12 protein-coding genes are annotated in these 12363 nt (G+C 70.4%); 7 read left to right on the top strand and 5 right to left on the bottom strand.

Features of this window, described 5'->3' with window-relative positions:
• Window positions 1-85: 85 nt before the first annotated feature.
• Window positions 86-1771, bottom strand: a complete 1686-nt coding sequence (locus ACLARN_RS13590) for a DUF885 domain-containing protein (RefSeq protein ID WP_409491728.1) — start codon at window positions 1769-1771, stop codon at window positions 86-88.
• 42 nt (window positions 1772-1813) lie between these two features.
• The gene (gene metF / locus ACLARN_RS13585; protein WP_409491727.1) at window positions 1814-2698 is read right to left on the bottom strand and encodes a methylenetetrahydrofolate reductase [NAD(P)H]; all 885 of its coding nucleotides are present in this window, start codon (window positions 2696-2698) and stop codon (window positions 1814-1816) included.
• A 120-nt stretch (window positions 2699-2818) separates the two neighbouring features.
• Here metF and merB point away from each other — a divergent pair, with 120 nt between their 5' ends.
• The gene (merB, locus tag ACLARN_RS13580) at window positions 2819-3496 is read left to right on the top strand and encodes an organomercurial lyase (RefSeq protein WP_409491726.1); all 678 of its coding nucleotides are present in this window, start codon (window positions 2819-2821) and stop codon (window positions 3494-3496) included.
• On the opposite strand, the gene ACLARN_RS13575 is transcribed toward merB, so the two are convergent.
• Both ACLARN_RS13575 and ACLARN_RS13570 read right to left on the bottom strand, forming a co-directional pair.
• Window positions 3493-3798, bottom strand: coding sequence for an AzlD domain-containing protein (locus ACLARN_RS13575; protein WP_409491725.1), 306 nt, complete (start codon window positions 3796-3798; stop codon window positions 3493-3495). The genes merB and ACLARN_RS13575 overlap by 4 nt on opposite strands.
• Window positions 3795-4463, bottom strand: a complete 669-nt coding sequence (locus tag ACLARN_RS13570) for an AzlC family ABC transporter permease (protein WP_409491724.1) — start codon at window positions 4461-4463, stop codon at window positions 3795-3797. The genes ACLARN_RS13575 and ACLARN_RS13570 overlap by 4 nt, the downstream gene beginning before the upstream one ends.
• Window positions 4464-4512: 49 nt before the next feature.
• Between ACLARN_RS13570 and ACLARN_RS13565 the strand changes: the two genes are divergently transcribed.
• The 5 genes from ACLARN_RS13565 to ACLARN_RS13545 all read left to right on the top strand — a co-directional run bounded on the left by ACLARN_RS13565 (window position 4513) and on the right by ACLARN_RS13545 (window position 9419).
• Window positions 4513-5076 carry a CGNR zinc finger domain-containing protein gene (locus ACLARN_RS13565; protein ID WP_409491723.1) on the top strand — a complete coding sequence of 188 codons (564 nt, stop codon included), beginning with the start codon at window positions 4513-4515 and terminating at the stop codon, window positions 5074-5076.
• 68 nt (window positions 5077-5144) lie between these two features.
• On the top strand, window positions 5145-6236 hold the full coding sequence (locus ACLARN_RS13560; protein ID WP_409491722.1) for a polyprenyl synthetase family protein: 1092 nt from the start codon (window positions 5145-5147) through the stop codon (window positions 6234-6236).
• Complete coding sequence (gene crtI / locus ACLARN_RS13555) at window positions 6236-7711, top strand: phytoene desaturase family protein (RefSeq protein ID WP_409491721.1); 1476 nt, start codon at window positions 6236-6238, stop codon at window positions 7709-7711. Before ACLARN_RS13560 ends, crtI begins: the two co-directional genes overlap by 1 nt.
• A complete protein-coding gene (locus ACLARN_RS13550) occupies window positions 7708-8637 on the top strand; it encodes a phytoene/squalene synthase family protein (RefSeq protein ID WP_409491720.1) in 930 nt (309 codons plus the stop codon). Before crtI ends, ACLARN_RS13550 begins: the two co-directional genes overlap by 4 nt.
• Window positions 8634-9419, top strand: a complete 786-nt coding sequence (locus ACLARN_RS13545; RefSeq protein WP_409491719.1) for an LLM class F420-dependent oxidoreductase — start codon at window positions 8634-8636, stop codon at window positions 9417-9419. Before ACLARN_RS13550 ends, ACLARN_RS13545 begins: the two co-directional genes overlap by 4 nt.
• Window positions 9420-9644: 225 nt before the next feature.
• Here ACLARN_RS13545 and ACLARN_RS13540 read toward each other — a convergent pair whose 3' ends face one another.
• Complete coding sequence (locus ACLARN_RS13540) at window positions 9645-10013, bottom strand: Rv2175c family DNA-binding protein (RefSeq protein ID WP_409491718.1); 369 nt, start codon at window positions 10011-10013, stop codon at window positions 9645-9647.
• 184 nt (window positions 10014-10197) lie between these two features.
• On the opposite strand from ACLARN_RS13540, the gene pknB reads away from it, so the two are divergent.
• Window positions 10198-12252, top strand: a complete 2055-nt coding sequence (gene pknB, locus ACLARN_RS13535; protein WP_409491717.1) for a Stk1 family PASTA domain-containing Ser/Thr kinase — start codon at window positions 10198-10200, stop codon at window positions 12250-12252.
• The last annotated feature ends 111 nt before the right edge of the window (window positions 12253-12363 follow it).

Raw genomic sequence — 12363 nt, 5'->3', positions numbered from 1 at the left:
TTTCATAGCAAATTTTGCTATGAAAGCGTCCTTCATTGCGGCTTTCGCCGCGGCGTGATCACCCGCACGGGGAACGAGAGCGGGCTCAGTCCAGCGCGGCCAGCATCTCCCGCAGCGTGTCCAGCCCCATCCCGCCCAGCGCGAGCGCCCGCGTGTGGAACTGCTTGATGTCGAAGGCGTCGCCCTGCCGGGCACGGGCCTCGTCGCGCGCGGTGAGCCAGAGGCGTTCGCCGAGTTTGTACGACGGCGCCTGTCCCGGCCAGCCCAGGTAGCGGTCGATCTCGTCGTGCACGTGGGCCGCGTCGGTGACGGTCCGGGTGAGCATGAACTCCAGGCCGAGGTCGGGCGTCCACCGCTCGCCCTCGTGGAAGCCGGTGCCCGCCGGGATCTCCGGTTCCAGGTGCATGCCGATGTCGACGATCACGCGCGCGGCGCGGAACAGCTGCTCGGACAGCATGCCGAACAGTTCGCCGTCGTCGGCGAGGAACCCGAGGTCCTCCATCAGCCGCTCGGAGTACAGCGCCCAGCCCTCGGCGTGCCCGGACGTGAACGCCAGCAACCGCTGGTACTTGTTCAGCGAGGCGGACTGGTCGACCGCGGTCGCGATCTGCAGGTGGTGACCCGGCGCGCCCTCGTGATAGACGGTGCTGACCTCACGCCAGGTGGTGAACTCGTCCTTGCCCTGCGGCAGCGACCACCACATCCGGCCCGGGCGGGAGAAGTCCTCGCTGGGAGCGGTGTAGTACGCGCCGACCGTGCCGCCGGGCGGGGCGATCTTGCACTCCAGCTCCATGACCTGGTCGGAGATGTCGAAGTGCTTGCCACGCAACGACTTCAGCGCGTTGTCGGACAGGTTCTGCATCCAGGCCTGGAACTCCGCCCGGCCGCGCACGACGTACTTCGGGTCGGCGTCGAGGACGGCGGCCGCCTCGGCGAGGGTGGCGCCGGGCTTGATCCGGCCCGCGACCTCGCGCATTTCCGTTTCGATGCGGGTGAACTCGACCCAGCCCCAGGCGTAGGCCTCGTCCAGGTCGAGGGTGGCTCCGGTGAACACCCGGGACCACAGTTGGTAGACCTCGGCGCCGACGGCGTCCTTGACCGGCGCCAGCGGGGCGAGCTCGGCGCGGAGGAAACCGGCGAACTCCGCGTACGCCTCCTGCGCGGCGTGGGCGGAGCGCTCGAGTTCAGCGCGCAGCTTGTCGGACACGCCCTTCGCACCCGAGATCAGCGTGCTGAAGAACCCGGGCTCGTCCTTGAGACCCGCCCAGGTCTCCGCCTGCTCGGCGACCTTGCCGACCTGGCGGAGCGCGGCGACGTGGCCCGCGTCGGCACCGGCGAGCAGCGACGCGCGATACTGGCCGAGCGCCTCGGAAACCTTGGCCATGCGGGCGGCGATGTTCGCCCAGTCCGCCTCGGTCTCGGTGGGCATGAGGTCGAAGACCATCCGCAGGTTCTGCGCGGGGCTCTCGATCACGTTCAGCTCGGCGATGTCGAGACCCGCCTCGTGGATCTCCAGGATCAGCCCGATCCGCTCGGTGAAGACCGCTTTGGCCGCGCGTTCGCCGTCGTCGCGTGGCTCGGCCGCTTCGACGTCGGCCAGTGCGCGGGAGGCGATCGTCGCCCGCGCCGCGTACCCGGCGGGCGAGTAGTCGGTCAGCTGGTCGTCGTATCCGGAGATGCCGTACGTCGTCGCGGTGACCGGATCGGCCGCCGCGTACTCGTCGACGTACCGGTCACAGATCTGGTGCACACTTTGCGCGGTCGAAGCCATGACCAGCACGCTACCGGGATGACGGGCGACTTCGGTACGGAGTTACGCGCGGGCCGGGACCAGGCCGAGCCTGCTGACCACCTCGCGCGTGGCCTTGGACCGGTTGAACGTGTAGAAGTGCAGGTCGGGGACGCCTTCGGCGATGAGCCGCTCGCACAGTTCGGTCACCGCGTCGATCCCCTCCGAGCGGAAGGCCTTCGGGTCGTCGGCCAGCGGTTCGAGCCGGTCCAGCAGCCGCCGCGGCGCGGGCGCGCCGGAGAGCTTGATCGACGTGTGCAGCGTCCGCAGCGTGGTCAGCGGCATGATGCCGGGGATGACCAGCGCCTCGCAGCCGGTGGCCGCCACCCGGTCCCGCAGGCGGAGGAAGTCCTCGGGTTCGAAGAACAGCTGCGCGATCGCGAAATCCGCGCCCGCGCGGAGCTTGCGCACGAGGTACTCGGTGTCGGCTTCGAGGTTCGCCGACCTCGGGTGGCCGTACGGGAACGCCGAGACGCCGACGCAGAAGTCGCCGAGGGACCGCACCAGTTCGACGAGTTCCTCGGCGTAGTTGAGCCCGTCCGGATGCGGGACCCAGTCGCCGTAGACGTCGCCCGGCGGGTCGCCCCGCAGCGCGAGGATGTTCCGCACGCCGACCGCGGCGTACCAGCCGATGACGTTGCGCAGTTCCGCGACCGAGTGGTTCACGGCGGTGAGGTGCGCCATCGGCACCAGCGTGGTCTCGGTGGCGACGCGGGCGATGCTGCGGATCGTGCCGTCGCGGCTGGAGCCGCCGGCGCCGTAGGTGATCGACATGTACGCCGGGTCCAGCGGCTCGAGTTCCCGGATCGACTTCCACAGCACGGCCTCGTCCGCCGTGTCCCTTGGCGGGAAGAACTCGATGGAGAACACGGGTCCATCACCCTGCAACCGCTCGACCACCGACGTCATACCGCCATGTTAAGGGGGAAAGTCCGCTGGCTGGGAGCCCCCTCTCAGGCAATGGACATGCGACTTCAGCCACTCGCGAGCGGTTGCCGAGCAGCGTCCACCTGGGGAGACTCTGAAACCATGAGCGCCGAAGCCGACACCAGCTGGGACGAAGACGTCCGCGTCGCGGTCTACCGCGCGTTCGCCGAGCACGGGAGGCGGCCGACGGCGCCGGAACTGGCCGACGCCGCCCACGGGTCGCTCGCGGTGGCGAAACAGGCGCTGCACCGGCTCGCGGAGCAGCGGCATCTGGTGCTCGACGACCGCGAGCACGTCGTGATGGCGCATCCGTTCGCGGCGATCCCGCTCGGGTTCTCCGTGATGGGTGAACGGACGCTCTGGTGGGGCGGCTGCGCGTGGGACGCGTTCGCGATCCCGCATCTGGTCAAGACCGAACCCGAGGTGCTGGTGTCCACGCGCTGCCGTGGTTGCGGCGAGCCGCAGGCACTGATGGTGAACGACCAGACCCCACCGACGGGTGACCTGGTCGCGCACTTCCTGGTCCCGGCGGCGCGGATGTGGGACGACGTCGTGCACACCTGCGGCAACCAGCGGCTGTTCTGTGGTGAGTCCTGTGTGGACGGATGGCTGACGGAAACGGGACAGGATAAGGGATATGTCCTGGATCTCGCGACGTTGTGGCGGCTCGCGGCCGGCTGGTACGAGGGCAGGCTCGAGCACGGTTACCAGCGTCGCGATCCTGCCGCGGCGGCCGCGTACTTCAAGCAGGCCGGGTTGAGCGGCCCGTTCTGGAGCTAGATCAGGAAGCGCAGTGCGGCGGTGACGACTACCCCGCAGAGGATCGCGGCGAGCACCGGTACGCGCAGCACGTAGGTCACCGCGATCGCGGCCAGCCCGGCGCAGAGCGTCCAGTCGACCCCGGTCCAGGCCGGGCCGCTGATGTCGGTGAGCACCAGACCGGCCAGCAGGGCGGGCGCGAGCAGCACGATCACCCCGGCCAGCCGGGGCGGCAGTTCCCGGTCGCCGAGCAGGGCCGGGCCCGCCGCCTTGAACCCGATGCTGATCAGCGCGACGACGACGATGGCGATCCAGAGTGTCATCGCCGGGCCCCCAATCCGACGAGGGCGGCGGCCGAAGCGCCGATCAGCGCGAGCCCGACCGGGACGAACAGCACCAGGATCCCGGCGAGGCAGGCGGCGAGCGCCGCCGTCCAGACCGCCTCGCGGGAACGGCGCAGTTCGCCGATGAGCAGGATCAGGAAGAAGCCGGGGAACACGACGTCGAGCCCGAAGCGCGCGACGATGTCGGGTGACGGGGCGGCGAGGACACCGAGCACCGTGCCCAGCACCCATGCGGGTAACTGGACGAGCGTGCAGCCGATGAGCTTCTCGCGGTCGAAGCGTCCTCCGCCGAGATGGGCGGCCACCCAGGAACCGTCGACGACGGCCTGCCCCTCCCACGCACGGCGCAGTCGCCCGCCGCGCAGGTCCTTGGCGACGGCGACACCCATCGGCAGGAACCGGGCGTTGATCAGGGCGGCGGCGCCGACCGCGACGGCGAGGTTGCCGCCGCCCGCGAGCGCGGTGGCCATCGCGAACTGGGCCGAGCCGGAGAACACGATGATCGACGCGACGATCGGGGCCGCGATCCCCCAGTTCAGGGTCTGGCTGTAGGCGCCGAAGGTGACACCGAGAACGAAGGACGCGACACCCAACCCGAGGCCGACGCGAGCGCCGGCCAGATAGGACCCCCGGAGCGTTGTCATAGCTCAGACCCTAACAAGCTAAACTGAGTTTGACCATTAGGAGGATTCGGTGGACGGCCACTGGGACGGGTACGACAGCATCGGCGGAAGCGTGCCGCTGGACCTGGTCAACACCGTGTCCTGGCGGCGTGATCCGGCCAGGCGGGACGACCGGCTTTCCGCTCCGACGCGACTGTCCGAATGGGTCGTCCTGGTCGGCGCGGGTGACAAGCGACTGGAGATCTCCGAGGCCGTCCTGGAGACGGTGAAGGCGTTCCGCGAAACGCTCTATCAGGTGCTCGTGTCGGACCCGCCGGACGTCGGGCCACTGCGGAAGTCGCTGGTCTCCGCGTATCGGCACGCCGAACTCGCGCCGTCCTTGCCGCTGCGCTGGACGGTTCCGCTGGTGAACGACACCGCGCTGCCGCACTTTCTCGCGCTGGCGACCGAGGACCTACTGCGGTCCGGGGACCTCGATCGGATCCGGGAATGCGAGGGGCCGGGATGCGGCTGGATCTTCACCGACCACACGCGCAACCGGTCGCGGCGCTGGTGCAGTTCGTCGGACTGCGGGAACCGGGCGCGGGCGAAGCGGCACTACGACAAGGGGGCGCGCGACAAGGGCCGCGGCTGACGTCTGTTTCGCCACATTCCACGCCACCCGACTGGGTCACGACGGCGCCCTTCCCGGAGGATGTGCTCATGGACACGTCCGCCTACGACGCCGATCTGCCCGCCAACGTCGAGCGGGCGCTGGCCGGGTTCCTCGAGCGCGCCGGTGCCGAGATCCGCCGCACCGAACCGAGCGTGGGAGCCGGGATCGACGCCCTGGCCGGGTTCGTACTGGGCGGCGGCAAACGCCTGCGTCCCACTTTCGCGTGGTGGGGCTGGCGCGGCGCGGGCGGCGATCCGGCGGGGCCGGACGTCGAAGGCGTGCTGCAGGCGGTGGCCAGCCTGGAGCTGATCCAGGCGTGCGCGCTGATCCACGACGACCTCATCGACTCCTCCGATTCGCGCCGCGGTTCGCCGACGGTGCACATCGCGGGCGCCAAGCTCCACGCCGACAGCGGCTGGCTGGGTTCGCCGAGCACGTTCGGGCTCGCGACCGCCGTCCTGGTCGGCGACCTCGCGCTGGCCTGGGCCGACGACATGTTCGGCGAGGCCCCGCTCCCGCCCGCGGCCCTCGCGGCGGCGCGGCCCGCGTGGCGCGCGATGCGCACCGAGGTGCTCGCCGGGCAGTACCTCGACGTCCGCACCCAGGCCACCGGCGACGCCTCCCCCGAGGCGGCGCTGCACATCTGCAAGCTCAAGACGGCCGCGTACACCGTCATGCGCCCGCTTCACCTCGGTGCCGCGCTCGGTGGCGCCGACGACGCCCTGATCGCGACGCTGCGCGAGTTCGGCGACGAGGTCGGCGTGGCGTTCCAGCTGCGGGACGACCTGCTCGGCGTGTTCGGCGACCCGTCGGTCACCGGGAAACCCGCCGGCGACGACCTGCGCGAAGGCAAGCGGACACTGCTGGTCGCACTGGGTCTCCAGCGAGCGGCCGAGCAGGGCAAGGACGCCGCGGCGCGGGTCATCTCCGACGCCATCGGCGACGCGCACCTCTCCGAAGACGCCGTCGAGACCGTGCGCGAAGCACTACAGGACGTCGGCGCTGTCGACGCCGTGGAACGCCGCATCGACGAGCTCACCGAGTCCGCGATGGCGGCGCTGGACCGCGCCCACCTGGCCGAGCCCGCTCCCGCCGCGCTGACCGGACTGGTCGTCAAGGCGACCCAGCGGACGTACTGATGCGCACCGTCACCGGTCCGAGTGACCACGTGGTGGTGATCGGTGGCGGGCTCGCCGGGCTGTCGGCGACGCTGCACCTGCTCGGCGCCGGACGCCGGGTGACCTTGCTGGAGCAGGACAAGACCCCCGGCGGCCGGGCCGGTCAGTCGGATTTCGGCGGCAACACCGTCGACACCGGTGCCAGCGTGCTGACCATGCCGGAACTGCTCGACGAGGCCTTCGCGGCGGTCGGCGAATCCCTGGCGGACAACCTGACCCTGACCCGGCTCGACCCGGCCTATCGCGCGCGGTTCGCCGACGGCAGCACGATCGCCGTGCACACCGAGGCGGCGGCGATGGAGGCCGAGATCCGCGCGGCCGCCGGCCCGGCCGAGGCCGAGGGCTACCGTCGTCTGCGGCGCTGGCTCACCGAGTTGTACGCGGTGCAGAAGGACCACTTCATCGGCGCGAACTTCGACTCCCCGTTCGACCTCGTTCGCCCGGAACTGGCGAAACTGGTCGCACTGGGCGGTTTCGGACGGCTCGGCCCGAAGATCGGCGGCTTCCTGCGCGACGACCGGGTGCGCCGCCTGTTCTCCTTCCAGGCGCTCTACGCGGGACTCGACCCGGCGCGCGCGATCGGCGCGTACGGCGTCATCTCCTTCATGGACACCGTCGGCGGGGTCTACTACCCGGCGGGCGGGATGGGCGCGATCGCGCGGGCGATGACGAGCGCGGCCGAACGCGCCGGTGCGGAACTGCGGTTCGGCACCGAAGCCGCTTGGCTGGAAAGGGTTTCCTCGCGGGTGCGTGCGGTGCGGACCCGCTCGGGTGAGCGGATCCCTTGCGACACCGTGGTTCTCGCGACCGAACTCGGCACCGCGTACCGGCTGCTCGGCGCCCGCCCCCGGCGTCCGCTGCCGCTGCGGTACTCGCCGTCGGCCGTCGTGCTGCACGGGCACGCGCCGAAATCATGGCCGGAACTGAGCCACCACACCATCTTCTTCGGCCACGCCTGGGAAAAGACGTTCTCGGAGATCATCCGCGAGGGCAGGCTGATGAGCGATCCGTCGCTGCTGGTGACCCGGCCGACCGCGACCGAACCGGGGCTCGCCCCCGGCGGCGACCAGGTGATCTCGGTGCTGGCCCCGGCGCCGAACCTGCGCCGTGGCAAGATCGACTGGGGCCGGGTCGGGCCCGCCTATCGCGAAGAACTCCTGCGGACACTGGAAAAGCGCGGCCTCACCGGGTTCGCGGACGATTTCGCCGTCGACGAGACGATCACCCCGGCGGGCTGGGCGGAGCGCGGCCTCACCGCGGGCACCCCGTTCTCGCTCGCGCACACCTTCGCCCAGACCGGCCCGTTCCGGCCGGGAAACCTGGTGCGGGCGGCGGAAAACGTCGTGCTGGCGGGCTGCGGGACCACGCCGGGCGTCGGTATCCCGCCGGTGGTGATCTCCGGCAGGCTCGCGGCGGGAAGGGTCACCGGCCGATGAACGAACTCGACGCCGCGGGCATCACCGAACCGGCGTTGCGGGCGGCGTACACCGAATGCCGCCGCATCAACGCCCACTACGGCCGCACCTTCTTCCTCGCGACCCGGCTGCTGCCGTCGCGAACGCGCCCGTTCGCGCACGCGCTATACGGCTTCGCGCGGATGGCGGACGAACTGGTCGACAATCCCGCGCCCGGCACCGATCCTGCGTTCGCGCTCGACGAGGTCGCCGGACGGGTCGGGCAGGTCTTCGACGGCGGCACACCGTCCGATCCGGTGCTGGCCGCGCTCGCCGACACCGTGCGGCGCCACGACCTGGACCGCGACCTGTTCGACGCGTTCCTGCGGTCCATGGCGATGGACCTCAAGATCACCGAGTACGCGACCTACGCCGACCTCAAGGACTACATCCACGGTTCGGCCGAGGTGATCGGCCTCCAGATGCTGCCGGTCTTCGGCACCGTCGTCCCGACCCCCGACGCCGAACCCGGTGCCGCCGCGCTGGGCGAGGCGTTCCAGCTGACCAACTTCCTGCGCGACATCGGCGAGGACCTCGACCGGGGGCGGCTGTACCTGCCCACCGAGGAACTCGCGGCGTTCGGCGTCGACCGCGAACTGCTCGAATGGTCGCGCGCCCGCGGTCTGCCGGACCGGCGGGTGCGGCGCGCGCTCGCCGTGGCGGTGGCGCGCAACCGGGCGGTGTACCGCCGGGCCGAAGCGGGAATCCCGTTGCTGCGCGAGGAATCCCGGGACTGCGTGCGGACCGCGCTCGTACTCTACGAAGGCATTCTCGACGAGATCGTCGCCCTCGGTTATGACGTGCTGAACACCCGCGCCGTCGTCCCCCGCCGTCGTCGCGCGGCCGTCGCCCTGCCGAAATTACTGACGAGCGCGTGGAGCAACTCCAGGCTTAGGCTTCCAATATGACCACTGCTTCGAACAGGAAGATCCGGATCGGCGTCCAGTTGCAGCCGCAGCACGCCGAATACAAGACCATCCGCCGGGCGGCTTCGGAGGCCGAAGACCTCGGTGTGGACATCGTGTTCAACTGGGACCACTTCTACCCGCTCTTCGGCGAGCCCGAGGGCCTGCACTACGAGTGCTGGACCATGCTGGGCGCCTGGGCGGAGTCCACGTCACGGGTCGAGATCGGCGCGCTGGTGACGTGCAACAGCTACCGCAATCCCGAACTGCTGGCCGACATGGCCCGCACCGTCGACAACATCTCCGACGGACGGCTGATCCTCGGCATCGGCTCCGGCTGGTTCGAGAAGGACTACGTCGAGTACGGCTACGAGTTCGGCACCGCGGGCGGGCGGCTCGACAACCTCGCCGAGGCGCTCCCCCGGATCGAGAGCAGGCTCGGGAAGCTGAACCCGCAGCCGGTCCGGGACATCCCGGTGCTGATCGGTGGCGGCGGCGAGAAGAAGACACTGCGCCTGGTCGCGAAGCACGCCGACATCTGGCACGGCTTCGGCGACCCGGAGGTCGTCGAGCGCAAGGTCAAGATCCTCGACCAGCACTGCGCCGACGTCGGCCGGGACCCGAAGGAGATCGAGCGTTCGGTCGCCGTCGAGGGCGAGCCCGAGGAGCTGGGTCCGAAGCTGCTGGAGCAGGGCGTCTCGCTGTTCACCGTGGCGACCGGCGGGCCGGACTACAACCTCGACAAACTGCGCTCGTGGATCCAGTGGCGGGACAAACAGGGCTGAGTCCCGCTTCCCGCGTGCTATGAACGGGCCGTTCCTTGCAAATTTTGCAAGGAACGGCCCGTTCATAGCGTTCAGGACCGGCCTGCTGTGCCGCGAGCTTCCTGCTCGCGGCCGCCGGACACGCGGCGGGTGCCGCGGCCGCGGGACCGTTGAGCGCACTCTCCGTAACCGTCGCGGCGGGCTGCCAGCTGCTCGCGGCCGCGACGTATGCCCTGGTCAGGACGGCTAGAACGCCATCGCCTGCGCGCGCCGCTTGACCTCGGTGCCGTGGCTGGTGCGGAGCGCGTTGACCGGGGTGGCCCCCGGCAGGGTGTCGTCCTCGGCGAAGAGCCAGCGCAGCATCTCCGTCCGGCTGAAGCCGGAGTCCGCGAGCACGGTGATGGTGCCCGCCAGGCCCTTGACCACGCCGTCCTTCACCAGGAACGCGGCCGGGACGTACAGCTCGCCCTTGCGCCGGACGGCGATCAGGTGACCGTCACGCAGCATCTGGCGGACCTTGTTGGCCGAAATGTTCAGCGCGGTCGCGACCTCCGGAAGCGGGAGAACAGCCACATCTGCACCGAGAACGTCGTCGGCGACGGGAATACCACTCACAGGTGACACTGTGCCACATTCCGTCTCCCGCTCCGCTAGTACGCACGGGTGACGACTTGGGCATGACGGAGAGTGCCTACACGGTCACCCATACCGCCGATTCGAGGAGATGACGGAAATCGTGATCCTCGGCGAGCCAGGTCACGTGCATCAGAACATGGGCACTTCCGTACGATCCATAGCCGTGACACGCACGGACCCCACTCTGGTGGGCACTCTGCTCGAGGGCCGCTACCGGGTGGACAAGCTGCTCGCGCGCGGCGGGATGTCGTCGGTGTACCGCGGCGTCGACACCCGCCTGGACCGCCAGGTCGCCATCAAGATCATGGACCCGCGCTTCGCCGACGACAGGTCGTTCGTCGAGCGCTTCGAACGGGAGGCCCGCTCGGCGGCCCGGCTGCACCATCCGCACGTGGTGGCGGTGCACGACCAGGGCTTCGACACCCCAGGCGGCGAGGAGTCCGGCCGCGCGTTCCTGGTCATGGAACTCGTCGACGGCGGCACCCTGCGCGAACTGCTCTCCGAACGCGGCCCGCTGGACGTCGCACTCGCGCTGAGCATCACCGAGCCGGTGCTGTCCGCGCTGGCCGCGGCGCACGCCGCCGGACTGGTGCACCGCGACGTCAAACCGGAGAACGTGCTCATCGGCCGCGGCGGCACCGCGCTTTCGGGTGGCGTGGTCAAGGTGGGCGACTTCGGCCTGGTCCGCGCGATCGCGAGCGCGGGCACCACGAGTTCGAGCGTCATCCTCGGCACGGTCGCCTACGTCTCGCCCGAACAGGTCGCCACCGGCGCGACCACCTCGAGGGGCGACGTCTACTCGACCGGGATCCTGCTCTACGAAATGCTCACCGGGCGAGCGCCTTACACCGGCGACACCGCCATCTCGGTGGCGTACCGGCACGTCAACGACGACGTCCCGCGCCCGAGCGAACTGCGGCAGGGGATCCCGCCGCTACTGGACGAGCTGATCCTGCGCGCCACCCGCCGCGACCCCGGGCAGCGCCCGGCCGACGCCGCGGTGTTCCTCGCCGAGCTGAACCATCTGCGCACCGTCCTCGGCATCCCGGCGGTCCCGGTACCCGTGCCGCTGCCGCCGGACGCCGACCGGGAGACCGACGCGGAGCGCACCACCCCCGGCATCCCCGCCGTCCCGGCGGTGAACCCCGCCATGGCGACCACGGTGCTGACCCCGGTCGCCGAAGCGACCATGCCGGTCACCGGACCGCGCGGAACGCAGGCGCTGCACCGGGAGCCGCAGCCGCCCGCCGCCCAGCCGCCCCGGACGCCGCCCCCGCGGCCCAAACCGCTCGCGGACGACGACCAGCCCCAGTCGCGCAAACGCCTCTACCTGATGATCGCGGCCGCCGTGGTGATCCTCGGCGGCCTGATCGGCGCGTTCGCGTTCATCCTCAACGACACCGGCCCGAACTCGTCCTCCGTGCCGAAACTGGCCGGGATGAACCAGGCCGCCGCCGGGGACGCGCTCCGGTCGGCGAAGCTGACCCCCGCCTACACCGAGGAGTACAGCGACACCGCCGCGCAGCACACGGTGATCCGGTCCGACCCGGCGGCGGGCACCTCGCTCGCGCCGGGCGCCACGGTCAACGTCGTGCTGTCCAAGGGCCGTCCGATCGTGCCGGACATCCAGGCCGGGACGAGCCAGCAGGACGCCGAGACGGCGATCAAGGCCGCGCAGCTGACCCCGGTCCAGGGTGAGCAGGAGTTCAGCGACGTCGCCAAGAACAAGGTGATCCGCGTCGACCCGAGCCCCGGTTCGCAGCTGAACATCGGCGGACAGGTGACGATCGTCCTGTCCAAGGGCCCCGAACCGCTGCCGCCGGTCCCGGACGTCACGGGCCAGGCCAAGGACGCCGCGTTCGCGATCCTGCAGCAGGCGGGCTTCCAGCCGTTCCAGGCGGGCGAGGAGTTCTCCGACCAGTTCGCCGCCGGCCAGGTGGTCCGCACCGACCCGAAGGGCGGCGGCAAGGCGAGCAATCGCCGGATCGGGGTGTTCGTTTCGAACGCCGTCGAAGTACCGAACGTGACGTTCAAGCGGATGGAAGAGGCGATCCAGATCCTGAAACAGGCGGGTCTGGAACCCGACCGTGAGGGTCGCGGAAACGGCAATGGCCACGGCGGTGGAAACGGTGGTTTCGACTTCGTCCTGCAACAGGATCCGCAGCCGGGCACCAAGGTGCCGAAGGGCTCGAAAGTGAAGCTCAGGGGCTTCGGGTGACGCGAAAGGTGCGCTGAAACCGTTCAGTACCGGCCCGGTCATCGGATACCGTGAACCGCATGGTGGTCTTCGACGGCGTGAGCGGCGTGTCGGCCAGGTTCGCCCCACCCG

It is taken from the genome of Amycolatopsis sp. cmx-11-12, assembly GCF_046269425.1.
Classification (GTDB): Bacteria; Actinomycetota; Actinomycetes; order Mycobacteriales; family Pseudonocardiaceae; genus Amycolatopsis.
The sequence above is the reverse complement of the archived record's forward strand: the minus strand, read 5'-3'. Positions and strand labels throughout refer to the sequence as shown.